The organism is Pseudodesulfovibrio indicus (assembly GCF_001563225.1).
GTDB classification, from domain to species: domain Bacteria; phylum Desulfobacterota; class Desulfovibrionia; order Desulfovibrionales; family Desulfovibrionaceae; genus Pseudodesulfovibrio; species Pseudodesulfovibrio indicus.
This window is the reverse complement of the sequence record NZ_CP014206.1, coordinates 2,943,442-2,969,041: the sequence shown is the minus strand read 5'-3', so window position 1 is coordinate 2,969,041 and position 25,600 is coordinate 2,943,442. Positions and strand designations below refer to the sequence as shown.

At 53.1% G+C, this 25,600-nt stretch carries 23 protein-coding genes and 1 tRNA gene; 11 read left to right on the top strand and 13 right to left on the bottom strand.

The genetic code is table 11. From position 1 onward, the window contains the following. Window positions 1-188: 188 nt before the first annotated feature. The 9 genes from AWY79_RS13470 to AWY79_RS13430 all read right to left on the bottom strand — a co-directional run bounded on the left by AWY79_RS13470 (window position 189) and on the right by AWY79_RS13430 (window position 9,010). Window positions 189-2,012 carry a CobW family GTP-binding protein gene (locus AWY79_RS13470; RefSeq protein WP_066804929.1) on the bottom strand — a complete coding sequence of 608 codons (1,824 nt, stop codon included), beginning with the start codon at window positions 2,010-2,012 and terminating at the stop codon, window positions 189-191. 69 nt (window positions 2,013-2,081) lie between these two features. Further along, on the bottom strand, window positions 2,082-3,239 hold the full coding sequence (locus tag AWY79_RS13465; protein WP_199533820.1) for a twin-arginine translocation signal domain-containing protein: 1,158 nt from the start codon (window positions 3,237-3,239) through the stop codon (window positions 2,082-2,084). Window positions 3,240-3,257: 18 nt separating this feature from the next. Then, window positions 3,258-4,676, bottom strand: a complete 1,419-nt coding sequence (locus tag AWY79_RS13460; RefSeq protein ID WP_066804927.1) for a hypothetical protein — start codon at window positions 4,674-4,676, stop codon at window positions 3,258-3,260. Window positions 4,677-4,744: 68 nt separating this feature from the next. Then, window positions 4,745-5,017, bottom strand: a complete 273-nt coding sequence (locus AWY79_RS13455; RefSeq protein ID WP_066804925.1) for a hypothetical protein — start codon at window positions 5,015-5,017, stop codon at window positions 4,745-4,747. Then, window positions 5,014-5,760: a FadR/GntR family transcriptional regulator gene (locus tag AWY79_RS13450; protein ID WP_066804923.1), complete on the bottom strand. Its 747-nt coding sequence runs from the start codon at window positions 5,758-5,760 to the stop codon at window positions 5,014-5,016. Before AWY79_RS13450 ends, AWY79_RS13455 begins: the two co-directional genes overlap by 4 nt. 251 nt (window positions 5,761-6,011) lie before the next feature. Continuing rightward, on the bottom strand, window positions 6,012-6,539 hold the full coding sequence (locus tag AWY79_RS13445; protein ID WP_078063784.1) for an energy transducer TonB: 528 nt from the start codon (window positions 6,537-6,539) through the stop codon (window positions 6,012-6,014). Next, complete coding sequence (locus tag AWY79_RS13440) at window positions 6,536-6,973, bottom strand: ExbD/TolR family protein (RefSeq protein ID WP_066804919.1); 438 nt, start codon at window positions 6,971-6,973, stop codon at window positions 6,536-6,538. The genes AWY79_RS13445 and AWY79_RS13440 overlap by 4 nt, the downstream gene beginning before the upstream one ends. Next, window positions 6,970-7,569 carry a MotA/TolQ/ExbB proton channel family protein gene (locus tag AWY79_RS13435; protein WP_066804916.1) on the bottom strand — a complete coding sequence of 200 codons (600 nt, stop codon included), beginning with the start codon at window positions 7,567-7,569 and terminating at the stop codon, window positions 6,970-6,972. The genes AWY79_RS13440 and AWY79_RS13435 overlap by 4 nt, the downstream gene beginning before the upstream one ends. Before the next feature lie 178 nt (window positions 7,570-7,747). Beyond that, the gene (locus AWY79_RS13430; RefSeq protein WP_158509897.1) at window positions 7,748-9,010 is read right to left on the bottom strand and encodes a PAS domain-containing protein; all 1,263 of its coding nucleotides are present in this window, start codon (window positions 9,008-9,010) and stop codon (window positions 7,748-7,750) included. 706 nt (window positions 9,011-9,716) lie between these two features. On the opposite strand from AWY79_RS13430, the gene AWY79_RS13425 reads away from it, so the two are divergent. The 9 genes from AWY79_RS13425 (at window position 9,717) to AWY79_RS13390 (ending at window position 17,895) form a co-directional block, all read left to right on the top strand. Beyond that, a complete protein-coding gene (locus tag AWY79_RS13425; RefSeq protein ID WP_066804909.1) occupies window positions 9,717-10,862 on the top strand; it encodes a tyrosine-type recombinase/integrase in 1,146 nt (381 codons plus the stop codon). A 15-nt stretch (window positions 10,863-10,877) separates the two neighbouring features. Beyond that, window positions 10,878-11,546 (top strand): hypothetical protein, encoded by a 669-nt coding sequence (locus AWY79_RS18850; RefSeq protein WP_133987267.1) that lies wholly within the window; start codon window positions 10,878-10,880, stop codon window positions 11,544-11,546. A 218-nt stretch (window positions 11,547-11,764) separates the two neighbouring features. Next, complete coding sequence (locus tag AWY79_RS13420) at window positions 11,765-11,971, top strand: helix-turn-helix domain-containing protein (RefSeq protein ID WP_066804908.1); 207 nt, start codon at window positions 11,765-11,767, stop codon at window positions 11,969-11,971. A 2-nt stretch (window positions 11,972-11,973) separates the two neighbouring features. Beyond that, window positions 11,974-12,960: a helix-turn-helix domain-containing protein gene (locus AWY79_RS18405; protein WP_078063782.1), complete on the top strand. Its 987-nt coding sequence runs from the start codon at window positions 11,974-11,976 to the stop codon at window positions 12,958-12,960. A 194-nt stretch (window positions 12,961-13,154) separates the two neighbouring features. After that, complete coding sequence (locus AWY79_RS13410) at window positions 13,155-14,003, top strand: hypothetical protein (RefSeq protein WP_066804904.1); 849 nt, start codon at window positions 13,155-13,157, stop codon at window positions 14,001-14,003. 20 nt (window positions 14,004-14,023) lie between these two features. Next, the gene (locus AWY79_RS18845; RefSeq protein ID WP_133987265.1) at window positions 14,024-14,290 is read left to right on the top strand and encodes a hypothetical protein; all 267 of its coding nucleotides are present in this window, start codon (window positions 14,024-14,026) and stop codon (window positions 14,288-14,290) included. 4 nt (window positions 14,291-14,294) lie between these two features. Next, on the top strand, window positions 14,295-15,368 hold the full coding sequence (locus AWY79_RS13405) for a type IV secretion system protein (protein ID WP_078063781.1): 1,074 nt from the start codon (window positions 14,295-14,297) through the stop codon (window positions 15,366-15,368). 960 nt (window positions 15,369-16,328) lie between these two features. After that, window positions 16,329-16,679, top strand: a complete 351-nt coding sequence (gene mobC / locus AWY79_RS13395) for a plasmid mobilization relaxosome protein MobC (protein ID WP_066804893.1) — start codon at window positions 16,329-16,331, stop codon at window positions 16,677-16,679. Then, window positions 16,663-17,895 (top strand): relaxase/mobilization nuclease domain-containing protein, encoded by a 1,233-nt coding sequence (locus AWY79_RS13390; protein ID WP_133987262.1) that lies wholly within the window; start codon window positions 16,663-16,665, stop codon window positions 17,893-17,895. The genes mobC and AWY79_RS13390 overlap by 17 nt, the downstream gene beginning before the upstream one ends. Before the next feature lie 447 nt (window positions 17,896-18,342). Here AWY79_RS13390 and AWY79_RS18400 read toward each other — a convergent pair whose 3' ends face one another. The 3 genes from AWY79_RS18400 to AWY79_RS13380 form a co-directional block, all read right to left on the bottom strand. Then, window positions 18,343-20,631 carry a UvrD-helicase domain-containing protein gene (locus tag AWY79_RS18400; RefSeq protein WP_078063779.1) on the bottom strand — a complete coding sequence of 763 codons (2,289 nt, stop codon included), beginning with the start codon at window positions 20,629-20,631 and terminating at the stop codon, window positions 18,343-18,345. Window positions 20,632-20,640: 9 nt separating this feature from the next. After that, complete coding sequence (locus tag AWY79_RS18840) at window positions 20,641-21,198, bottom strand: hypothetical protein (protein WP_133987260.1); 558 nt, start codon at window positions 21,196-21,198, stop codon at window positions 20,641-20,643. Window positions 21,199-21,631: 433 nt separating this feature from the next. Beyond that, entirely contained in the window at window positions 21,632-22,297 is a 666-nt protein-coding gene (locus AWY79_RS13380) for a site-specific integrase (RefSeq protein ID WP_233490928.1), read from the bottom strand. Window positions 22,298-22,638: 341 nt separating this feature from the next. Here AWY79_RS13380 and AWY79_RS18395 point away from each other — a divergent pair, with 341 nt between their 5' ends. Next, entirely contained in the window at window positions 22,639-23,976 is a 1,338-nt protein-coding gene (locus AWY79_RS18395; RefSeq protein WP_078063778.1) for a pentapeptide repeat-containing protein, read from the top strand. 240 nt (window positions 23,977-24,216) lie between these two features. On the opposite strand, the gene AWY79_RS13365 is transcribed toward AWY79_RS18395, so the two are convergent. Next, window positions 24,217-24,293 (bottom strand) — tRNA-Pro (locus AWY79_RS13365). A gap of 241 nt (window positions 24,294-24,534) precedes the next feature. Here AWY79_RS13365 and AWY79_RS13360 point away from each other — a divergent pair. Continuing rightward, window positions 24,535-25,587 carry a protein-glutamate methylesterase/protein-glutamine glutaminase gene (locus AWY79_RS13360; RefSeq protein ID WP_066804880.1) on the top strand — a complete coding sequence of 351 codons (1,053 nt, stop codon included), beginning with the start codon at window positions 24,535-24,537 and terminating at the stop codon, window positions 25,585-25,587. The last annotated feature ends 13 nt before the right edge of the window (window positions 25,588-25,600 follow it).

The window sequence follows — 25,600 nt, the reverse complement described above, 5'->3', positions numbered from 1 at the left end:
CCCGGCGCAGTCCCGCGGTGAGCATGGGGGCGCGAGTTCGGGCAGGAAGAGAGCGGGATGGGGCGGATATGGCTGAATAGGGGAGCCGTTACGGCATCGGAAAAGGGTTTGCGGAGTCTCTCCGCAAACCCTTGTTTCGTCTGGCCGGGATGAGAGGACGTGAACCCCCGGACCCTGCGTCCCGGACGCTAGGCCCCGATGGCGGCGCGGAAGTTCTCGGCGACGGGGGTGATCTCCTGCCCGATGATGACCAGGAAACAGGACTCCGGTTCCTCCCGGGAGGGCGTCAGGGAGTGGTGTCCCGGCACGTACTGGAAGATTTCGGGGGTATCCCCGTCCGCGAACCGGACCACGCCTTTGGCGCGGAGCACCTGGTGCGGGAGGGAGGACACCCCGGCCTGGAACGCCCGGCGGTCAATCGGCCCGGACAGTTCGATGAGGGCGCTCTGGATGCCGTCGTCGCCGTGGGTGGCGTGGTGCCCCATGGGCGCGAGAATCGGTCCGGGGCGCTTGAGGGCCTTCCTGAAATTGACGCCGTAGAGGACGGTGGACGGCACGTCGCCGTGCGTGGTGCAGTGAAGATCGGCCGTGGGGTTCAGCTCCCGTATGCGGGTCTCAAGCGCGGCCAGGTCATCGTCGGTCGCCAGGTCGGTCTTGTTCAGGAGCAGGACGTCCGCCAGCCGCACCTGGTTGCGGGCCACCCCATGGTCGGCGAGGGCGCGGGGAGCGCAGGCCGCGTCGAGCACCGTGGTCACGGACGCGAATTCCAGCATGTCGTCGAGGTCCGCTATCTCCGAGAGCATGTTGGCCGGGTTGGCCAGCCCCGTGGTTTCAAGCACCACGAAATCCGGCTGGAATTCCGAGAGGATGCCCGACAGCGCGGAACGCAGGCTGCCCGCCAGCGTGCAGCAGACGCATCCTTCGTCCACCTCGGTCACGGCGTAGCTCTGGCCCAGCAGCTTGCCGTCCAGCCCCTTTTGCCCGATCTCGTTCTGGACCACGGCCACGAAACCGTTCTTGGCGGCCTGCTCCTCGATGAAGCGGGCCAGGAACGTGGTCTTGCCCGATCCGAGAAATCCGGTCAGCACGATGAGGCGGGGCTTATCCGTGATGCCCATGGTCCGCTTGTCCAGGGAATTGGACGCCCCCCGGATGTCGGCGGACAGCCATGGGGCGTCCTTGAACTCCTCGGGCGGCGGGGCCGGGGCGGACCAGGAGGCGTCCGTTGTCTCCATGTCGGGCAGGGAGGGCGCGTCCATGCCCCAGCCCAGTCCGAAGCGGACGTCCCGTATCCCGGGGGCGGATTCCGAGCGCAGGCCGATGGTTTCGCCGTAGGCGCGCTGCCTGCCCTGGCGTGATTCTTTTATCAATGATTCCGGCGGATAACCGAGGCAGTAAGAAGCCGATGCGGCCAGCGCCTCGAACAGGGGCGTGGCCGTTTCCAGGGCCGGGAAATCCTGGTCCAGGCTGCCGGGGAGCACGGCTTCCACCATGCCGACGGGCGTGTCGACGGTCACGCCGTCGAGGGCCACGACGCGATCGCGCTCCGGGGCGGTCAGCGCCAGGGAGATGCCGGGGCCGTCGGCATGGAAATGGACCTCCAGGACCGCGATGCCGAACAGGGCGCGCAGGTCCTCGTGCAGGGTGAATTCGCGGACGCGCTCCAGGTAGTCTTCGTCCTGGGCCGCAATGCCCGCCTGGATGCTGAAGGCCTCGACGCGTTTCTCGAGGGGAGCCGGGAAATAGGAGATGGCGAAAGTGGCCTGGCCCGTCCGGCCCGCTCCGCCCGAGTTCAGCAGGTGGAGACCGTACACGCCGGGCATGCCGGTGATCCGCACGGTCAGGCCGCCCCGCCCCTTGGCGCAGTCGCGGACGCCGCGCCAGCCCAGGCGGTGGCGCACGCCGGGAATGAAGTTGGCCCGGGTCATGAGAGCGCGCGGCAGCTCGGCTGCGGCCTGGGTCGGGTTGTCCAGCAGCGCCGGGGGGAGCAGGGTGTTCAGCGTCAGCGGCATGGCGGCTCCGAAAATTGGGGGTGGCCGCCCCTCCCGGGGGGGAGGGACGGCCGGGGTTCGAGTGAGGAGCTATCCGAAAGTGATGACGTCCCCGTTGCCGAGGTACGCCTTGTCCTTGGATCGGAAGCGGGCGGTTCCTTCCACCACCGGGTAACCGGCGGCGATGAACTTCTTGGCGCAGAGCACGCCGGTGCAGTGGTTGCAGCCGATGCGCTCGAAGCCGTAGTCGCCCAGGGTGATGACCAGGTCGTCGTATTTGGGGTCCCAGTCCTCAAAGGGCGAGATGTGCAGCCCGCCGTATATGCCGTAGCATTTGTCGTTTTCGTACTTGATCTCGGTGTACGCGGTCTCGGCGAAGCGGATGATGCCCTGATGGCAGCAGCCGGTGACCGAGACGAGGCCCTTGTCCGCCACGTTGAAGTACAGCGACTGTTCGCCGTACACGCGGCAGATGATGGGGATGGCGAAGACGTAGCTCGCCATGCCCGGCATGACCTTGTTCAGGCCGGGCTGGATCGTGATCAGCTTGCCCTTGTGGCCGCAGTCCTTGATGTACTGCAACCCTTCCGGGTAGAAGCCCTCGGGGATGTAGATGGTGATTTCCGGGTCGTACTTGAGGGCGACCGGAAGTCCCCAGAAGTGGTCGAAGTGCTCGTGGGAGAAGAACAGGGCTTCGATCTCCTTGTTCTCCAGCATCTTGTCGATGCCCTCCCGCTTGAAGCATTCCTCGCACCATTTGTAGGACCAGCCCACGTCCAGGAGGAACTTGTGCTTCTGGCCGCTCATCTCCTCCACTTCCACCAGCGCGGCGTAACCGCCCGCGTTTTCGGGGTGGACCGAGTTGGCCTTGATGATCTCCCAGGCCTCGTCCAGCCTGCCGGGCAGCAGGTGCTTGATCTGGGCGATGCCTTCCTCGTAGGAACCCTTGCCCAGCCCCTTGCCGTTGCCGAACGGCGGCCAATTGTAGTCGTATTGGTTCACGAGCAGGCCGCCGGCGCCCTTGATGTCGCCCATGAGGTTGCCGTTGTCGAACCAGCTGGTCTCCGAGATGTTGGTGACCTTGACGCTCTTGCACATGCCGATGTCTGCGCCCTTGCGTTCCACCTGGGTGAAATGCTGTTTGCGCAAGGGAGAGTAGGAATAGAGTCCCATGGCTCCAAGCAGGCCAACGCCCACACCTGTGGCGGCTCCCTTCAGGAAGTCGCGTCTCTTCATGTTGTCTGACATGCGATTCTCCTTTCCGGGCTACTTGCCGGGTATGATGTTGACGGACGCGTACACGTAGGGCAGCGCCCAAAGCGTGATGAAGTAGAACATGACGCCCATGGCCACGCCCGCGCCCAGACCGGCGCCGAACCTCGGGGTCCAGCGGATATCGTCGATCTGCGCCTGGTGGGCCGTGTGATCCGCCTCGATCTCCTCGGCGGTCTTGGGCACCATCTTCCAGCCGGGCCAGTTGTCCATGAACCAATGGTGGACCAGCCAGATGTTGACCAGCCAGATCATGGGAATCATGGGGAACTGCTGCGGATGGGAGAATCCCTTCTGGGTTCCGAGGAAGTTGTGCGAGGTCTTGTAGTACAGGATGTACAGGGCGATCGCGCCCACGATGGTCAGTATGGTGCGGATCATCACGTTGACCGGCATGGAGAACTTCCTGGGCCAGTTGTTGCAGTAGAAGGCGATGAACAGGGCCGGGACCAGGAAGAAGATGGCCATTTCGCCGACGTGCAGCCAGCGCCAGTCGGGCGCGAAGGCACGGCGGGTTCCCCGGATGGCTTCGCCCCAGGTGAGTTCCTGCGCGAAGTAGAGGAAGAAGTGCATGGCCACCGCGATGGCGATGATGCCGAAGAAGCAGGCGAAGCGCCGTCCCCAGTCGTTCTTGATCAGGTTGAAGGGATAGCGTTCCCAGATGGTTTCCACCAGCCAGACGACCACGGTGCAGCACATGATCCACGAGATGTGGAAGTTGCCGGAGACCGTGTCCGCGAACTGTTCCCAGTACGGCGGCGCGATGGAGGTGAAGTACTGCCACGGATGGTACAGGATGCCCATGTGCGGATGCATGGTCACGAAGTAGACCACGGTGGACAGGAAGAAGGTCATGATCAGGATGGAGAAGCCCTTGGCGGGCTGGGTCAGCTTCTGCCACGGTGCTTCCTCGAAGGCCACGACCCATGCGGGCGAGAGCCAGCTGGCGATGGCCGCGAACATGAGGATGGCCAGGGAGGCGTATTCAATGGCGAAGAAGCTGGTCACGCCGGGCAGCTTTTCGAGCTGTTCCGGGTTGAAGTAGGCCAGACCGTAGTTGCCGAGCAACCCTTCGAAGAATCCCTTGATCAGGGCGACGAGAATGACCACGGATATGAGCGTCAGTATCGAGCCTTTGACCAGCGGGTGGGTTGTTTCCAGCCACTTTCTCTTGAAGGGCCAGTAGTTGAAGATATAGACCATCCAGATCATCATGATCAGCCACCAGCGGCAGTACATGTAGCCCACGTAGGGGGTGTACATGCGCATCAGCCCGCGCGGGTCCTGGAATATCCACCACGTCAGATAGAATATGGCGAGAGTGAACACCAAGCTTACCAGTGCGGGAATCGGCCCCGACCAGCGCTTGACGAGCTTCCGCTCTTCCAAGTAGCCTTCACCAAACCGTTCCATAAGTTACCTCCTCCTGTAGGGGGTGCCGGGATACGGGCCCCACCCCGTTTCCCCGGCCTGTTCGGTTGTCATCCCCCGGACGGCGTCGGACCGCTGCCCGCCATGGCCTCATAGATGGCCGTGAGCAGTGTTTCGCGGTCCGCGTCCGGGGCCAGCCCTAGACGTTCTGCTTCCATAGAAAGCAATTCAGGGGGGAAGTCCCCGGCAATGGCCCCCAGCTCCATTTCGGGACGCGGCGCGTCCTTCGACTTCGGCTGTTCATCGCCCGCGGCCGCAGCGGACACACGCCGCCCGGCCTGGAAACTTCCCCTGAAAAGTTGTCTGCGCGTCATGGTCGTCATGCCGTATTCCTCTCGTCCTGTTCGTCCCGTTCCCTGAGCGACCGGAACACCAGGTCGGTCATGAGAACCTGTTCCCGTTCCTCCAGAATTCGGCACATGCGCAAAAAATAGTTGGCCGTGATCGTCCTCGCCCATTCCCCGTCCCTGGCGCGCAGGGCGTGCAGCAGCTTGATGTGGTCCGCGAAGATGGCCTCGCGCTCGTCCCTGCGCATGGAGAAGAAGAAATCGTAGGCGGGCATGTCCGCGGAGCAGACCTGCTCCACCGTGCGCACCAGAAAATCGTTGCCCGTGCCCACGGCGATCAGCCGGAAAAAGGTCAGGCTTTCGCTCCACACCCGCTCGGCGGATTTCTGGAAAATGGAGCGCGAAATGTTCACGCTGCATTGCTTCAGTTCCTCCAGATGGCGTTCGCCGATGCGTTCCGCCGCCTGTTCCGCGATCATGGGCATGACCATGTAGGCCGCCTCCAGCTGGTCCGCGATGGCCTTGCCCGGACTCAGGTTGAGGTCCAGCGGGTTGTCGTGGGCCGAGGAGATGCCCACCCGCAGATAACAGCCGCTGCCGGGGCGGATGACCACCAGCCCGCGCGCCTCCAGCGAGTGCAGGATGGCGCGCAGGGTGTTTCGGCTTACGTCGAGCAATTCCACGAGCCTGCGCTCCGGGGGAAGTCTGTCCCCGGCCTTCAGCTCCAAGTCCTGAATGACCTGCCCGAGTTTTTCGAGGGCCTTGTCCTTTTTGCTCATGGTGCTTCGCCTTTGCGCTTTTATGCGCCATTGGGACTACCAATTAGCCGATAGTGAATTGGTCAGCCAAATTTTTTATGTCAAAAATGCTAATATGAACCAATTTTGGCTTGATTTTAGCCCAATACCAAAATCGGTACTACCAGTTTTTGGTATTGCCGATATTGGGGTGGTAAAACCGATTTTGCCCGAAGCTGCGGGGCGCAGTCGGGCGGAAGGCGAGACAAGGGGCGGTTGGCGTTGCCCGCAGGCTACATATTGAGCTGGTATTTCACGGCGATGGACAGCAGGAAGGTCTGTCGGCCGACGATCTCGGGCCGTTTGACCTTGCCGCTGGCCGTCCGGATGGCGTTCAGGGCGGCCGCGTCCATAAGCGGGTCCCCGGACGAGCGGCGCAGGCGGATGTCCGCGAAGGTGTCGTCGGGCAGGATGCGAAACGAGCACAGGGCATTGCCCAGCAGGCCGGAAAGGTCTGCGTCGTAGTGGAATTTGTACCGTTCCACGGTCTCCTGAACGCGCTGGAAATATCGTTCGCGCGCCAGCCTGCGCCTGCGCCGGGCCGCGCTCTCCGCACTGCGGGACTCGTCCGGGACTTCCATCTGTTCCAGGGCCAGCGTGTTTTCCGTGGGCACGGCGGCCGCTATGGTGAAATCGGCGGGCAATATGATTTCCTCTCCCGCCGCAGTGGGAGTTTCACGGCTCCATTCCCGGTCCAACGCCCAAAGATGCAGGCCGCAGGAGATGGCTATGCACAGCCAGAATATCTGGTTCCGGGTCATTGCTCGTCCACCGCCTTGCTCGGAGGGGCGGTGGGCCTGGTGACGATGACCAGATTGCCGAAACCGTGGGTGCGCACCATGTCCACCACGCGAACGAAGTCCACCACGTCCGCATGCGGGGCCGCCTTGAACAGGATGTTCTGGGGCTGTTCCGCATAGGGACGCTCGCCTATGACCCGCAGCCGGTTGGCCAGGGCGTCGGACGAAATGGGCTGCGTATCGCAGAACAGGTCGCCGTTTTCACGCAGTTCAATCTCCAGGGACTTGCCGTACACCGGCGTGGACGAGTTCGCGGAAGGCAGTTCCATTTCCATGCCCCTGGCCGTGAACACGGTGGAGACCACGAAGAAGATCAGCAGGATGAAAACCACGTCCAGTAGGGGCGTGATGTCCGGCGCGGCCGATCGCGGCCTGATCCGGTTGAATGCGATCATGCCTCCTCCTCTTGCGGGCCGTTCAGAAACTGGTTTGCCGCGTGCTGCATGCGGTAGGCGGTCTTGTCGTACTGGTTGCAGAACCAGCGGTGGGCCAGGAGCGCGGGGATGGCGACGGCCAGGCCTGCGGCGGTGGTCAGCAGGGCCTGCCATATCCCGCTGGCCAGAAGCGTGATGTCCACGTTTCCCGAGGCGGACAGGTTGGAAAAGGTGGAGATCATGCCGATGACCGTGCCGAGCAGTCCCATGAGCGGGGCGGCCGTGGCCACCGTGGCGAGGAATTCCAGCCGGCGTTGCAGGGTGAAGAGCAGGGCTTCGCCTGTTTGCAGGATGACCTTTTCCTTTTGCGGCAGGGGGCGGTCGTTGAAAAACGCGGCATAGAGCGGGACATAGAACGGGGCGACGTCCTCGATGTGCCTGAGGGCGGATTCGGGGTCGTTTTTCCGGTAGAGGGCGAAGGCCGGAGCGAGTTTCTCCGGGGAGGGAAAGCGGCGGGTGGTGAAGGCGAGAAACCGTTCCGCAATGACCGCCAGCGACAGTATGGAGAGCGCGAGGATGGGCCACATCATGAAACCACCCTGTTCAAGGATATGCATAGGTTGACTCCGTCAGTGAGTTTTAATGACAAACAATAAACTCACTGTCGATGTCGGCGGATGTGGGGATAGGCCGAGGTCGGCAGTGGAAAGCGGCGTGCCGCTTGGGGGCTGGCGCGGACGTCGACTGTACCCTACCCCAGCCAGGGGCGGTGTTCAAGGCCTGCTTCGCGAAAGGTCAGCTTTTTTTCTTGCGCAGGGCGTTGATCGCCTCGTTCAGGGAACTCAGGATCGTGTCGAATCTTTCCGGCTTCACGTCCACGAACCGTTCGGGTTCGGTGGAACAGAGGATGAGCACGGTCTGCAGCTCGCCGTCCATGTAAAAGGGCTTGGCATAATAGGAATGGATGCCGTGCGGGATGAACAGCGCCCAGTCAATGGGCTTGATGCTGTCCATGGTCTCGTCCACCACCAGGTGGTCGAGATTGAACCGGGCGATGTCTTCGGCGATGGTTCCCCGGTAGGAGAATTTCTCGCCCTGGGCCATGTTCGCCAGGGGCGCGCCCGTACCGTACACCTGGACCACGTTGTTCCTGGCGCAGATGCACGACAGCATGATGGCGTTGCACCGCTTGCTGATGTCGGGATGTTCCAGGGCCTGGCCCAGCATGGCGGACAGGTCGGGCGCGTTTTCGAATGCGGCCCGGACGTTCTCGCTCAGCTTTGTCTCGTCCTTCCTGTTGTCCGAGATCGGGGTCACGGACATGCGGACCAGTGCCGTCTGCTTCCAGGGAACCCAGCGCAACTCGGTTTCGGCCCTGAACGGTTCGCCCTGGGTGGTGCTGAATTCGAACACCCCGTTCCAGGGGTGGGTGGGCAGGTCGTTGAGAATGGCCCCGAGGTTGTCCACGGGGTGGAGCGAGATTTCGGAAAAATGGGGGAGTCGTCCGGTGGCGGCGTTGGGCAGGCCGAACAGGTGGCAGGCCGCGGCATTGGCCTGGCGCAGGCGCAGGGACTGGTGGTTGAACAGGATGATCGGGGTGGGGACGTGGTCGATGCGGTTCCGCGATGCCTCTTCGCTCCGTTGGATGTCGCGGATGACGTTCACGGTGTCCCCCACGTCCAGGAGGTAGCCGTAGTAGTAGCGCGGGTCCGACGAGTTCACCGCTCCGGTGAGCTTGAGCCACATGATGGAGTCGTTCGGGGTGTGCACGCGAAAGACCGTGGCCATGGTTTTTCCCTGGCTCACCGCGTCCAGGAACTTGTCCAGCAGGTGCGAGTCCTCGGGCAGGAGCATCTGTTTGCGGAAGGCCCGGTTCTTCAGGAAGAGGCGCGCGCTGTCGCCCAGGGGTTGCAGCGGATAGTCGTTGAGAAATTCGATGCGCGAGCGGGCAATCTCGATGCGCCACAGCAGGGCCGGAAAATCATCCAGGAAACTGCGGATATCCTCGATGGGAATGGAGGCACAGAGACGTGGCTCGTCAAGGGGGGTGTCGCTCATCATTAGAATCCTCTTACACTTACATTGATACTGCAATTGATTCTTATGGTCAACGGCATAGTCGCCGCCTCCGCCGGAAAGGAGCGGAACCGAGACGCTCGCACGCCAACGCCCTGCGCATCGCCCGCAATGGGGAGCCTCCATGGGTGGGGAGAAACAAAGGAGCGATTCCCAGAGAAAAATCCGGTTCCGCACGTTTGTCCAATCGGGATATTGGAGCGGCCAGCTTTTGCGCGCCGTATGGCTATCCCCATAATGCACTGCTGGTCGAGGCGGAAATGCCCACCCAATAGAACCCCCTCGGATTACGGCAAGGGGGTTCTTTCAGTGGAGCAAGAAATGAGATTTGAACCCGCAACCTGCTGATTACGAATCTGATACGTTGTCGGATTAACGTTGTTGTTCGACCGCCTCGTCCCGCCGTATGGAGAGCTGTGCGGCAGCAAAATTCAAAAGGGTTTACGGAGTATCTCCGTAAACCCTTGTTTTGTCTGGTCGGGATGAGAGGATTTGAACCTCCGATCTCTGCGTCCCGAACGCAATATTCCTCTTGTTTGATATGCTTTTCTCCTGTTTCTTTTAGTTTGCTGTAATTTGTTATAATTGACTTATTTTAATTTTTGTCTTTGCTCCTCTTTCTTGTTTTGTGTTGTTATTTGCTTCTTTTTGCGCTTTTAGGTAGCAATAGGGTATCAAAGGAGAGGCTATGGCAGGAAAGGTTGGAAGTAGAAAACGGGTTGACCCAAATCGCTGGCCTGGAGTTTACGGGTATACGAGTAGTACCCGGCGGGTCGATGGCAAGCCTGACGTTTGTTATTACATCACCTACAAAGTGGACGGAAAGAAGATTTGGGAAAAGGTCGGTTGGAAGGGTGAAGGGTACAACCCCCAAACGGCCGATGAGCTTCGCTCAGAACGAGTTAAAAAGGCTCGGCACGGAAAATCAGTCAAGACCCAAAAAGAAATTCGTCAGGAAGAGCGTAAGCGTAACAGAACGCTTGATGAGATAGCTGCAGCATATTTTGAGACACGAGATATTGAGAAGCAAAGCGTCAAGATAGACAAAGGGCGCTACGACAATCATGTGTCTCCGGTCTTGGGGAACATGAGTGTACGGAAGTTGACTGTCCTCGATGTGCAAAAGATTGAGGCCAGAATGAAGGGGCTTTCGCCCGCTTCAATATGGGGTGCACTTGAGATGCTGAGGAGGACGATTAATTTTGGCGTTCGCTCCAGTCTTTGCATGCCTCTTCCCTTCAAAATCAAGATGCCCAGACGTGACAATGAGGTCGTTGAGTATCTCAAGCCAAAACAGCTTGAGCGACTTCTGAAAGTCCTTGATGAGTGGCCCTCTAAGGATGTGGTCAGAATGATTCGCCTGGCGATGCTGACGGGGATGCGCCGCGGAGAAATTTATAAGCTTCGTGACGAGGATTTGCATTTTGAGCAGTCCTTGATTGTCTTGAAAAAGCCCAAGGGGGGGCAAACCGTTTCCATCCCTATGAGTAGCCCTGTTGCCGCGTTGCTTGAAAAGCAGCTTGAGTGGCGTGATCTGACGGCTTCTGGATCGTCGTTCGTTTTCCCCGGTCGAGGCGGTGGGCAACGGGTCAACAGCAGTGCTGTGAATCGGATTAAAGCTGAAGCCAATCTGCCTAAGGAGTTCCGTATATTTCACGGATTGCGGCACCATTACGCTGTCACCCTTGCCAATTCCGGTGAGTTTTCCCTAGACATGATTGGGGAGCTGTTGACCCATAAAGACAGGGACATGACCAAGAGGTATGGTCAGTTTTTGCCGGATACTAAAAAGAAAGCTAGTGAGCGGGCGGCATCGCTCCTAATGAAGAGTTGATTAAAAATATGGCTAATGCTTGAAGAGGAGAATGAGATGCAAAGATGTTGTTCTTTGGAGCTGACTAATAATACTATTAGACAGGTCGATTTGACGAAGAGTCTTTGGAATCCTTTGTGGGTGTCTATACTATTGTCTATAGTTGCTGCACAAATAACAATGATACCTATGTTTGTAGATGTTTTTTTGGATAGAATTGGTCCCGAATCCTTTTTGTGGACTCCTATTATTCCAATTCTGTATTTTGTGACAGCACAGAGTGTGGTCAGTCAGTTCATGTATGGCACTAAACACAGATTGATTTGTGCCAGTTTCTATAAATTGATGGATGGTAAAAATCTTTCCAACCCTCGCGGGACAGTTCATCTGGGCTATGCTCTTTTGAAATGGTTCAGTGGTAAACTTGGTAGGTGCACGCAATTAGAGTCTGCTCAGGAGCTATGCTACGTGGCTATGGCCTATCTGATTAATATAGGAATGGTAAGAGACCAGGGGCGGGGGCGTTGGCTCCGAGGAGCTGTTCAGGAATTGAATGCGTTTGTAAGAAATCCAAATTTCTATCGAGCAGATTTAGTCTTCCCGCCCCATTACGATACCTACAAAAGGTTTAGTCGAGAGTGCGCAGAAGAAGGGGGAGGATTGTTTAGAACCAGGGAGCAGGTCGAGTTTGAGTCTTGGACATAATTTGTCCAGATAAAGCCACTAAAGCCGATTTAAAGAGGCGACTAGTTTAAACTAGTCGCCTCTTTGCATTGCTGTGAACTTTGCAAATAATAAATATTTAGGATGGTTAATTGTGATTTCAGGGTGGTGGAAAAGAATCAAAAAAGTGCTGTGCAAATAGCTTCTGTCTGTCCCGATAGCGTCAAAGCCCATGAGGGCAAAAGCAAAAGGAGACAGCAATGGAAAAGCAAAACCTGAACACGCAAGAAGCATCCGACTACTTGCGAACCCTTGGAATCGAGTTCGCTCCTCAGACCTTGGAAAAATGGAGATGTCGTGGAGGTGGGCCTGCATTCAAGAAAATTTCCATGCGGGTATATTATGAGCGCTCCGTTTTGGATGAGTTCGCCAAAGGGAGGACTGTCTTAAGAGAGACTATGGTGTAGCCATGAGTAAACGCGAAAAGGAAGCCCAACCATTTAAGGCTGGGCAGCGGTTTAATCCGTATGGACATTTCAGGGGGATTTACATCCCTGATTGTGTGGCAAAAACGAAACTGCTTACCCCTGTTGAGAAACTTGTGTGGGGACGATTGTGCAAACATGCTGGCGAAGATGGAAATTGCTATCCATCTTTCACAAGAATTTCAGAAGCATTGGGAATATCCAGAAGTGGGGCTATTAAAAGTGTGGCTTCTCTTGTTTTTAAAAGGTTTTTAGAAAAAAGTACCAATGAAGGTGCTCTACCTAATGGGAGACATCACAGGACAAATCGTTATGTTTTCTTGTGGCATGAGTGCCTAAATGACGGTTTAAAAGCTACTAGTCTACACAGTACATCAGAGATAAAAAAACAGTCAGCATCCAGTATAGTTAGTGAACCAGGGCCGGTCTACCCTGTAGACCAATGTGGTCCACAGAGTAGACCCAAAGAGATTCTTGAAAAGGGCCTGAAAAAAAACACCACTACACCTAGCGCGGGAGGATCGCCTTCCATCGTGGTGGGTGGTGGTTTTGATTTTGCTTTGTCGAATGAAGAGGTTCGATACATAGAATTGAAGGTTGATTATGTGAAATCTCATGGGCGACTTCGCAAGGAAAACTCACTGCCTTTGGAAAACTATCTTAGACTTGAAGCTTCTAAAGGGAAGCTGGATATGTCTGATTTTGAGCGGCTTAAAGAATGGAAGTCCAAGCAGATTAAGTCGTTGACAGCCAAGGGGCCTCTCATTGTGCAGGATTTTGAGACCCGACATGCAGATCTTGAAGCCATAAACCTAGAGGTCCGAAATTGGTGGAACTCCCTTGGTCCTACCCACCCTGCAAAAAATGACAAAAGAACCAATCTTTATGGAGCAGACCCCGATGGGTTGCATTGGATTAGATGTCAGTTTCAAAAGTATTCGACCAAAGAGGGACCGGATAGTGCTGAATAGAATCATTAATTTATTATTTTTGCTGGCCGTCTTTGTCGGCATAGTGCCGCACTGGTTCATTGATTTTAAAGCTATTCACCCCAAGTGTTCTGCGATTCACGCCTTGCTCCTCCTTGTTACTAGTGCCGTCTGTTTGGCCCTGAACCATCTTGTCGGTCTTCAGAGGCAACCAGACAAGCAGAGGGAGGTTGACCATGAAGCGGACTCTTAGGCTGACGATCTTCTCCTTGGCTCTTTTGAATACGTCTGTGGCTTTCGCCTCCGGCATGGCCGTGTCCGATGCCCTGTCGCATATCTACGAGTCCAAACAGCTGGAAAACATAGTTCAGCAGCTTGAGACCGGCCTCAAACAGCTTGAGCTGGTCCAGCAGTACACGGACACGATCCAGACCACCTACGACAAGGCCCACACCAACTACAAACGGGCAAAGGGCGTTTACGACGATCTTATGGCCGTCAAAGAGTTTTATGAGTCCACAAAAAACACGTGGATGGGGCGGTATGAACAGTACAAAGGGCTTTATGACTCGATTGCAAATCCGGACTTGGAGGATTTTCAAGACCTTCTGGATGGTGCCTTTGTTGACCCCCGAAATATCGACCCAATGGAATGGAAAAAGCTCATTGATCGGCAATTCGACATGCGCCAGCTCGCGCTTAAAGACCTTTTGGATAAGACCGAAAAAACCACCCAGGACATGGGTGGGCGTATCGAAAAGGCTCAAAATTTAGCCAGGGACATCGACGAGACCGGCAGCGAGAAAGACGCCATGGACCTGAACAACCGGCTCCTGTTCGAAATCCTCTCGGTGCTCCAAGAAATGATGGCCATGGACTCTCGCTATCAGCAAACCATGGCCTCACTGGAATACGAGGGCGTGACCGAGGGTTCAATCAAGGCGCGTCAGGAAAAGCTCAAAGAGCTCGAAAGCAACTATGAGAAGTTTCGGTATGAGGTCCAAGTTATCAACTCCTACGGAGTAGACGTAAACTCTGACTCGGCCCTGGACGCAATGGACAAAGTTATCAACCAAGGACTTTAGGCATAAACATGAGATGCTTATTGCTTCTTCTGGTGCTTTTTTGCGCCTTTGGCTGTGGTCAAGACGATGTAAAAGACCGAATCCCCTCCCCTAAAATCGTGGAAGGGACCAGCAATCTTAAAACGACCCCTGATGATCCGTTCCCCAAATACGAATCTGGTTCCAAGGCTTTTAATCCTGACAAGAATGAACGCTTTGAAAAAAAAGCTCTTGATAAGATTGGTGTTGATGTAAATACGGATTCGCCTCTTGAAGCAATGGAAAAAGCCATGAAGAATATGGAGTAACGAAATGACAATCTCTGCAAATATATATTACAGCACATGTATGAGTCTGAGTCGTTTTTATTTATCAATGTATAGCGATCTAATGGATAGCTTTTCTATTTTCCTGCGTTCAGCTTTCGCGCTTTACATAGTGTATGTCGGATATCAGTTCACGATGAATAAGAAGGAAGGAAAAGACTCACAAGACATATTTATAACAAGTATTCTAGTCTCTGCCGTCTATGTCTTTGCTTTTGAAACAAGTGGTTATTACAACTATGTGATAAAACCAGCTTTTGGCTTATTGGAAGATATTTTGACATTCATTTTAAGCAAGGTCCAGGAAGCAAGTAGCTACCTGGGAAAACCTGCCGAGACTGATTATTTCAGTGACGTTACCAATATAACGCAACTTTTTACAGCCCTTGATATGATGTTTCTGGAATTCATGAAGACATGCAAAGGCTTGCTCCCATCCGGTTGGAAAATGTTTAACCCTCTTCTCCTTGTAGATGTTTTTGCAATCCTAATGTTAATTTTGGCATACGGTGCAATGTATTGCTGTTTCGTATTCATGTTTATTATGAGCTACTTCCTCATGTGGCTTCTTTTTTATGTGGGCGGTATCGTCTTAATTCTTGGCTGTTTCAAAGAGACAAGAGGTATTTTCTTTAGTTGGGCAAAGATGCTCTTTAACTATGCACTTGTTGCTATATTTACAGCCCTCGTTGTCGCAGTTTGCTACGCAGGAATAAGCCAATCTGTTTACAAAATGACCACATACGATACGACAATGCTCAATTTCACGGCAGACTTTCTCGGTCTTTTTGTGTGGTGCTTCATTTGCTTTGCAATCACGCTTAAGACTCCTGATCTGGCTGCTGGCCTCACGAACGCCATGGCCGGTAGCACCTCCGGGATCGCTGGCGCATTGTCCATGGGCGGCGGCAAAGCAGCGGCAATGTCTGCCGGATTGGGAACAATGCACGGCAAAGGAATTGGTGCGCTTGCCACCAAAGCCGGGCAAATGACCGGGGTTGTCCCTCATGGCAGGAGCGCAACCCAACGTCTGAAAGACAGACTCGGCATCAAGAACTGATTTAATCATGGGCCATGGGGGAGTCTCCCCCCATGGCCCTTTACCTTCAAGGGGAACACAATGACGAGAAGGGATAGAGCCAAATGCAAGGCATACGCGATTTGGTACCGCCTGGAATTCAATGAATGGAGAGAGGATTTCATTAACCGCCTTTCTCGGCAGGGGCGTTGGCCTTCACCAAAGTACGCAACAGAGTTTCAGGCCCTGAGGAGAGCCGGACTCTACTATCTGGAAAGGTTGATAGAATACACCCTGATGAGGACGGGCTAGGCCTTATGCGTTCGGCTCCCGCCTCCCTTGCTTTCCGAACCGGAAGCCGGTTCCGTTCTCCCTTCGGTCGAGGGCCTGGGGACACCCCTTGGGACCCCTCCGAAGAAAAGCCCGCTGCAAGCGTACAGTGACCGAAGGGAACGGAGGTGGCCAAGTTGGGCAAGCGTGTGCCTGGGGCCGTGCAGCGAAGCGAAACGCGGGAGTCTACCGGCTTCCCCCCCAGCCCATAAGAGGCTTCGCCTCGTCCTCTCCCTGGAATTGCCTTCGCCTTTTCCCCTCCCTTCAAAAATCAGGGGATACAAGGAAACTAGCGGGCGATACACGCCAATTCCACCGCGATACAAGGCAGAGGGTACGCGATACACGCTAAATCGGGCGCGATACAACCGGAATCGGCCACGATACAAAACCATTGGAACCATCAAATTTAGTCAATTTTTGAATAAAATATACATTAATTCAGATAGTTAAATACAATCAGGGTCGTAACAAGGGTTTTTAGGCGGCAGAAATTGCTTGGGTGAAATGGATGGATTTGTTGATGGCAGGATACGCACTTTGTCGGACAAAGCGCTATTGGCTGCCGCCAATCCTGCCTTTTCAGCCGAAAAGGGAGGGGTAGCCCCCTCGCTGGCCATGGCCAGCTTCACCCGAAGCGCCTTCCCTAAAGGGGCCCGGCGAGGAGAACATATGAAGACCAACAAGATCAGTGTTCGATTGGACAGCGAGCAATCTGCGCTTCTGGAATCCGAAAGGAAGAGGCTCAATCTTCGAGGCCATTCCGGGGTGGTCCGGTTGGCGCTGGAAGAATTGGCGCACAGTGATCAGCCGCAATTGAAGCGAGAGATGGCCGAGGAGTTTCAGGCTTGGCGCAAAGAGCTGCATGGCGTCGGGACAAACCTGAACCAGATCGCTTTTCGCCTGAACGCCGGGCATCCGCTTTCCTCGCATCAGATTGAAGATGTACTTGGCGATTTGCAGCGCATGCTCAAGCGCCTTTCGATCAAAGTGAAGGAGGCCCGCCGTGAGTTCAGGGTTTAAGCCGGAAGACGATGAATACGGTTCTGGCCGTGCCAGGCGCGGCAAGGCTGGCTCCTTGCGGCCTGCCTATCGTGGAGGCACCAGTTCCAGCAAAACGTCCACCCCGCCCCCGCAAGCGATTGTGAAAGTAGCGGGATGGGCACCAACACCGGCATCCGTTAAACGCATGTTGGATTACGTTGCCCGCGTGGAGGATAAAGAAGAACGGGAATTGGTGGCACTCGAAACTGAAGACGGCGTTTTGCGTAAAGGCCGGGATGAAGTTGATGAAATCATCGAGGAGTGGAAACCGGATTTCGAGCGAAAGTCCAAAGGACGCTCAAACCAGACCCGGCACGCTGTCCACCTGGTTTTGTCGGCCAAGGCCGAGCTGAGCGCCCGAAATGTGGCGCGGACGGTGGCAGCCGCCCGGCGGGTGCTTGAGAAGCATGTGGGCGAAGCCGGATACCCTTACGCCCTGGGCGTCCATCAGGACGGCAAGAATCCCCATGTGCATGCCGTCATCAAGACGGTAAGCCGCGAGAAAGACGTTCCCAAGCTCAGGCTCACCCCTGCTCGTTTGCTCGAAATGAGGAAGAGCCTGGCCGAGGAATTGACCAGGGAGGGGCTGGAACACGTTGCGTCACGTATGCCACGCCGTGAGAAGACAAGACGGGCGAACATGAAGGGAGAGGCACCCAACACTTTGCAGAAGGTCGAGGCCGTGCTGAAGAAGTTGAGAAAGGAGCAGCGGCAATTTGAACGGGCCTTGGGCAGAAAGGAGCCGAAGGTCAACACGATCCAATTCCGTCAGCAGCAGGGGAAAGCCCTGGATACTTTGCGGGCACAGGCCAAGGACGATACCGCCCTTACCGGAAAGGATCGGCAGGAGGCTTTCAACCTGATCAGGGGCTTCCGGCGGGAGATCGAGAAAAAGGGAGTGAACCCGGAATTCGAGATGAAGGCCACGGTAAATCATTTTCAGAGCCGCATAGCTGATTGGAAAAAGGAGCTGGGAAAAGACATGGCAATAGCTCACACAGTTGGCAGGAAGCCCTCCTTAAAGGCACTCAAAAAGGGCGAGGCGTTGCAGCGCGATATTCACCAGTTCATTGGTTCTGATCTGCGGCAACAAGACATCCCTGTCGAAACCAAGAAGGCGATCTATGCCCAGCTGCGTAAGGAGTTCCTGGAAATAAAGAAGACCAACGAACGCTGGATGGGCCGGGAACGATAATTTGATAGTTGGAGGGGATCGAGCTATTCTCGATCCGCTATGGTTTGCTCCCAATGTGGATGGTAAACCGTTTCATTGGTAGGGCCGGGGAGTGGTTCCCCGGCTCTTTATTTTGGGTAACGGGGAAGCCATCCTAAATGGCTTGCCGGTAAAACCTCCCGGTATGAGCTAGGGGCGTGTGGATAGGAGTTAGAAAAACAAAGTATTACAGTAAGTTCAGTATTTGTAAACGGAGCAAGAGCAACACATTGAGGTAGTCGGCTGATCGGGTGCGCCTTGGGAGGCTAACCCCAACGGGGAAGCCATCCTAAATGATCAGGGACGGAAACCTAAATGATCGGGGACGGAATCATAAACGGATGGGGAAGCCATCCAAAATGGATTGCCGTAACACTCGGTCATGTTTAGACGCGGTCCATATCTGTAAGCCCATTGGGGTTGAACTTATCAAGCTACAACTTTCAATATGCCTTTCTCGACAGCAGTATTTAATAGCTCGCTCGGTCCCCGATCTTTAGTACCTAAAATGGCGACACGATATTTAGCCCGGGTAACAGCAACATAAAGTCTGTTGTGATAAGCATATTTCAAAAAAGCACGACTTTCGATGGTGTGTTGATCTTTCGTGGGCGGCACTCTGCCTTTATCCACTCCGACGAGTATAACCGCAGCAAACTCTAAGCCGCCAACGTAGTCGGGTTTGGATAATAAGTGTGCCCCTGATTTGCTCGCCCTTTCTTTAAGTTCGATATCGCCACGATTTTTAAGTAGAAACAATGGTTTGTTGTGTTTCGTAGCGTATTTTTCGATTTGATTGAAAAGGCTATCATCAAAAGCAACGATTAATACTTCACTCTTCGTAACATCGAGATCCTTGCTAATCTTTGCCGCCAATTCAAATGATTTTTGGACCAATTCTTCATCAGTATCAGTTTCGTAATAAAGTGGATCAGCACATAGTTTTTCTTCTTGTGCAGTAAAAGTGCTTGAAGAAATCTCAAGTGGGTTATCGAAATTGGTGAAAAGGCTAGCTCCTGAAGACATAACAGCGAAAGCTAGTTCGACAATTTCAGAAGAGCATCTAAAAATTGAAGTTATGGATGTCTTTGTAGCATCCACGACGTTGTTAGACGTTAGGGCCGTAACAAAAAAATTATCGTGCCAACCATGGTCCCCAATAGCTTGAGACTTGTCGATAGTGAAGGCAATGGGATATTCTTTTTGGCTTTTTGACAAATAGTGGAACATGGACAGTTCGTTCATGTTGAATAGATGCGTTTCATCAATAAATATACTGTCATAGCCTTCTTGAAGTCTGCGCCTTCTCCATAAAGGAGTGTTGAGTTGAGCAGAAGCAGAGAGGATTATGTCGTCTGTGTCGAATTGCGAAGCTAATTGAAGCTGTCTTTGATATTCAAGATAGACTAGGAAAACGAAAGAGCGATCAGGATCAGTTTTCACAGGGAGTCCATATTCAAACCGTTCCAAAGCCGTGTATTTACTCTTGTCTTCTTCAGCTCTACCTTTGATCAAAATACTGATTTCGTGTTGCAGTAGATCAGAAATTATATCTCTATCTTCTGTGATAATGTATTGATAAAATTCATTTGAAAGAAAATGCTTGTAACTATTGAGTTCTTTGTCGATGACGCTATCCAAAGACTCTCTTATGTAAAGAGATTGTATCCCTTTTGATGTCATTGCATCATTGTCAAGAAACTCAGTTTCAGTGATTGACATTGTTAAAAGTTCACCGCACAATCCTTGCAGTGTTGTAATGTGCACTGATTGTATAGAGTGTTCCCTTTTTAGAGATATGAATGGTAGTTGGATTATATTGGCAGTAAGTATTTCTTCTATATTTTTTTTGGTGGATTCACTGTGGGCGATAATTACACTGTGATGTTCATTTCCTAATTTGTGTGCAGTAACTAATTCGTGTATACATTTGAGAATTAGGCATAAAGTTTTTCCTGTCCCCGCAGGCCCTTCAAGCCGATGTGGAGACTTCATTTTAGATAGAACGAATTTTTTTTGCGTTTCTGTCAGAGCAATAAGCCAGCTCTCATAGCCTTGATAAGGCGATAGGTGGGAGCCCTGGTATCCAATGCTCGTGTGCTTAAAGCTATCAAGATCCTCTTGGGGGGATCGGCGTGGATTGACTGATTCGGCGGCTTGAATAGAGTCCGCATATCCAATTGCTTTTCTAAAATTGGTTATTGGGGCATCAACTTTTTGGCCTAAATCATCTTGTTTGCCGCAGTGCGTAACAAAGAGGTGCTCCCCGGGGCGTTTGGTTGCTCGTTTTGAGTCGGGTTCAAGGTCGATGATGATTCTAAAGTGAGTCATCTGGCTAATTGGAAATGGGAAAAGAGCCACCCTAGAATCATTAATATATCTTTCATGGCTGCCAAAGCTGATTTTGTTCCACTTTTTCAGCCCAAATCTTAGGATTTTTTGGAATATCCTTAAGACCTCATTGGGGCTGAACTTGTTGAATAGCTTGCAGTTTTCATTGTCAATAACTATGTAATTTCGAAGCGTAGTTCCTCTCCCAATTATGGCCACTCCATCCTTGTTTTTTTGGCATTTCAGCCTGTTGTCGAAGTCGTAATCCTGAGTTTCGTCGTTAATAAATTGCGCTAAAGCACTTCCTTGTGAGAACTCAGCTGTTTGCGTGTAGCGGCTGGATGCAATAATATCAGAAGCTGTTTGATCGATAATTATATATTTCATTGCGTCGTCCTACTCGCTAAATTTTGTCAGCATGTGTTGGATGTATTGATCGTTGATGTCTTCAACTCCAATCCGTGAGAATAATAGTGCGAATGTCTGCATCACATGTTCAATTGTAGGCGAAACTAACTTGCCAATTGGGTAAGCCATGTCCCAATTTTCAGAAAATTGAATGTGATGCTCAATGCCCATGGCTTTCGCTTCGTCTTGTGTTAATCCTTGAGCTACAAGTTTCATTAACTTATCGGGGATCATTCTAACCTCTCTTAATAGAAGTACATATCCTGTACTATCGCCTGTAGCTTCAGTTTTTTCTAAGAAATAATATCCTTGCAGATTATGGTTAAAAAGTCTTTTTAAAACATCCTTAATCTGTGGAGTTGCTATTTCAGTGAGAGTTGTCGTGGCTGATGGAGAATCGAAGTCGTAGTTAGTAATGGTTTTAATTGTCTGGATTTGAGCTTTGAGCTTGTTCAACTGCTTTAAATCTTTACTTTTTGTGAGTGTCTGGCTCAATTTTTCGCAAACAGAGCTTAGCCCCTCTGTTTCGACAACTGAGTAGCTCATGTTCAATTCCGAACATATTGATCTCGTCGTGTTTATTGCATTTTTTGTAGCGCTGTCCAAGATTATCCGCGCACCATCGACCCTAAGCCACTCGTCAAGTGGTACGATGGGTACGTAATTGTATGCATGTACCTTGTCCTGTGCTATATCGCACCGGGCCGTAACGACAAATCCAAACACATCTGTTGTTGGATATTCTTCACCTACGGCGCAACTAAATATTAACCCCTGGCATATTTCACCATGCCTGGGGTTGTCTATTTTGATTTGTTTGTATGCTTTTATTTCTTTCACGGTAACCGTAGGGGGTGAGAGTGTAGATCACCTTTCTACGCCAGCCAGTCTTGATGCAAGGCGCTTAGCTCTGAGGTGAGTGTTCATTTTACCATTTGCAGATTCCTATGCCCTGTAATCTCCGCAATTTCAAGAATATCTAATTGGTTTGTTCAAACAATCGCGATGTGGCCTCGTGGCGAAGGTCGTGAAAAGTAAAATTCTCAATGCCTGCCTCTGCTCTGTCACGGCGCATGGCTATTGTGATTGCGTTTTCACTCATGCCGAAGACAGAACCATTTAGCCTTCTTGGGATACCTTTGATTGTGGCTATGGCAGTAGGGGAGAACGCTATAGCCCGTTCAGTCATATTCTTGGTTTCAGCCAGGTAGGCCGTTTTTTCTTTTAGATTGAGGTTAGCCCAGGTGAGGTTGGCTATCTCCGCGCGGCGCATGGCTGTTTCGATGGCGAATTGGACCACAGGCCGGAATCTTTCGCCGCATGCTTCCAGAAGGCGTTCCTCTTCGCTTTTCTTTTCCTTGCCCTGCGCTGGTTGGAGTCGTCTTGTGCGCCCTCCATTCAATTTGGGCTTCCTGGCTCGTTTCACAGGGTTGCTCAGACTCGCCATGCCCCAATCCGTTGCCGCTACTTCGAAGAGGCGGGAGAGGATGGCCAGGTCAAGACGTATGGTGTTGGGTTTTACGCCTTCGTCTTCGGGCTCCTTGATGGACTCTGCAATATGCTTGCTACGGATGGAGGCCATGAAGAGGGTGGTGATCTCGCGCTGCTGAATGGCTTTGGCCCGGCGCGTCTCATTGGTGACCATTTTTAAATTGTGGATGTACTCCTAAATGAATCGTTCCAAGGCTTCGTAGAGCGTCGTGCTTTCGGCTTCTTTCCGAGAGACGAAAACGCCGCGATCCATTTCGTTTTTAATGTCTCGCGCCCATTGCTCAGCGTCGATCTTCCGTTCAAAGGTTTGCTTTGCGACGGGTGCCCCTTTCTACGGATCTTAGCCTGCCATTGAAGTTTCCCGCGTTTCTGAATTGTAGCCATCGGAGTCGTGTCTGGTTGTAGTGTGTTTATGCCAATATCTAGCAACTTTGTATATTGTCGGGCAAGTGTAACTTCTTGTATATGGTGGTAAATTGAGCTGAGGAGGAGTTTATGCCTTGCTGCATGTGTGAAGAGTACGGATGGGAAGACCCGCAGGCAGTGGTTTTTAGGGATCTCGAAAGTGTAAAAGATTACTGCCTATTCCATGCACCAGTTGAGCGTAAAGGAGTTACGGTTCGAGAGTTTAATGAGCGCGTAGCGGACCGCATACAAGCAATTGTTGATTTCGATGATGAAGATGTTCTATGCGATTTTAGTGGAGCTGTATTCCCTGGAAATATTTGTTTTATGTCTGAGTGTAATATCCCATGGGTTTCTTTTAAAAATGCACATTTTTTGGGTACTGTCAGTGTGTATGGGTGTTCATTTGAAAGTGATGTTGATTTTTCAGATGCATTGTTTCTTGAAGAGGTTGATTTCCAAGAATCCACGTTCAACGGGACAGTTGATTTTGCTGGTGCGAAGTTTTTTAATAATGCTTTCTTTGAGGGAGCAACAATGCATGGTTATGCAGACTTTATGAACTCATCGTTCCTCGGCGATGTTGATTTCTATGATACGACATTTAGAGACGGCGTGGCATTTTGTCATGTGGAGTTCGGAGGGAAGGTGGTTTTCTGGAATACCTTGTTTTCCAATGAAGTAAAGTTTATGAAGACAAAATTTTCGGTACAGGGTGCGGTTTTTCAAACAATACAGTTTGAAGGCTCTGTTGAATTTACTAATATTAGTACAATTAATAAAACAATTTTGAGTTTCATTAATTGTAAAATATCACATTCTGAAATACTTATTCAGGATTGTGATCCAAGGTGTTGTGATTTTACAATGCAACGAGATCTTAGAAATATCCATTTTATAAATTCTCCATGGGACATAATGGGACGAGTCAAGGCATCTGCTGAAGAGCAGGAAGGAAATCTTCAGCTAGTCCGTGATTTCTATCAAAGGATGAAAGCAAAGTACAAAACTGAGAACAACGAGTACGAGGCTTCGAAATGGCATGTGGCTGAGAAAGAATCGCAGCTGAAGTTGCTAGGCCGAAAAGATGGCTCAAGGTTTCTTCGGGATGTCCTCTGGTTGTATAAATATTCAAGCGGATTTGGAGAAGATCCTCGTCAGGCATTTTGGGTGTTGTTGATGCTTTTGGTGTTGCCGTTGTTGTTCTTGGTTTGCATTGAATTATCGAACAATTTTGTATGGTGGGGTTTTGACCATTCGAGGATAGACGCTGTTTTTACGGAATGGCTCAAGTTCATACCCTTGACCCGAGCCGCTGACAAAAATGAGCTTGGTCTGCTGTATGCGTTCATGGTGTTTTGGCAGCTCCTAATAACCATTCAGACGGCATTATTCGTCTTCGCCTTGCGAAACAACTTTCGCCGTTAATGTCCCAAATTTGTCCCAAAAACTTTATCAGACAATAAAAAAGGGTCTAGCAAGCTGCTAAGCCATTGATTTCATTGGAGACGGGAATGAGATTTGAACTCACGATCTACTGATTGCTAATCAGGTGCGCTGTCAGCTACTAATCGCTGTTCAGCTACCGATGTCTCACTGTGTGGGTAGCAGTGGGGTAACAAAACAAATAAGGGTTTACGGAGTATTTCCGTAAACCCTTGATTTTTCTGGTCGGGATGAGAGGATTTGAACCTCCGATCTCTGCGTCCCGAACGCAGCGCTCTACCAGACTGAGCCACATCCCGATGCGTGAGAAGGGGTGTTTAGCGCAGGGGTGAACAAAAGGCAAGGCAAAAATTCAACTTGGGGTGAAGGTTGTTGACCCAATGGGTAAAGCTCCTTAAAGTCGGAGATTGAATGACAAAATAATACCATGCCGAGACCGGCCTGATTAGGCTCCCAGGATGTTGACGCCGGTTGGCGGATGGGGGATCGTTCTGGCGGCGGGGCGTTGGGATTTCAGTGTTTCCTCAAGGAGATGTATACGTGATCAAAGTTCTCGTCGTGGATGACTCCGCCTTCATGCGGAAGGCCATCAGCACGATGCTCGACAAGGACCCCGGCATCACCGTGGTCGGCACGGCCAAGAACGGCCAGGAAGGCCTGGACATGGTCCGCGAACTCGACCCCGACGTCGTGACCATGGATATCGAGATGCCCAGGATGGACGGGCTGACCGCCCTGCGGCACATCATGATGGAGTCGCCCCGCCCCGTGCTCATGGTCAGCTCCCTGACCACCGAGGGCGCGGAGTCGACCCTCAAGGCCATGGAACTGGGCGCCGTGGATTTCATTCCCAAGCAGCTTTCCAAGGTCTCCCTGGACATCATCAAGATCGAGCAGGACCTCATCGAAAAGGTCAAGACCGTGGCCGCGCGCAAGATGCGCCACGTCATCGCCCGGCCCGCGCCGGTGCGCAAGGCGGTTCGTCCCGTGGCGGTGCCGGCCCGGGCGACGAGCAGGCCCGTGCGCGACGTGGTCGCCATCGGCGTGTCCACCGGCGGCCCGCCCGTGGTCCAGAAGATACTGTCCTCGCTGCCCGAGAATTTTCCTGCGGGCATCGTCATCGCCCAGCACATGCCCGCGGCCTTCACCGGTCCCTTTGCCCAGCGGCTCGACAGCGTCAGCCGGATCAAGGTCAAGGAGGCCGAGACCGGCGACGTGCTCAAGCCCGGCTACGCCTTCGTGGCCCCCGGCGGCAGGCACATCGTCCTCGACCAGAAGGTCAGCCGCATCGACATCGTGGTCACCGACGAGCCCAAGGAAGCCCTCTACAAGCCGTCCGCCAACGTGCTCATCGGCTCCGTGGCCCAGGCCGTGGGCCGGCGCGGGCTGGGCGTGATCCTGACCGGCATGGGCAACGACGGCTGCGAGGGCATCCGCGCGCTCAAGGAGAAGGGCGGCCGCGCACTGGCCCAGAGCGACTCCACCTGCGTGGTCTACGGCATGCCCAAGGCCATCGTGGAAGACAACCTGGCGGACGAGATCGTCGATCTCGACGACATGGCCGAGTCCATCATTGCGAACCTGTACAAATAAAGCGACCCACGAG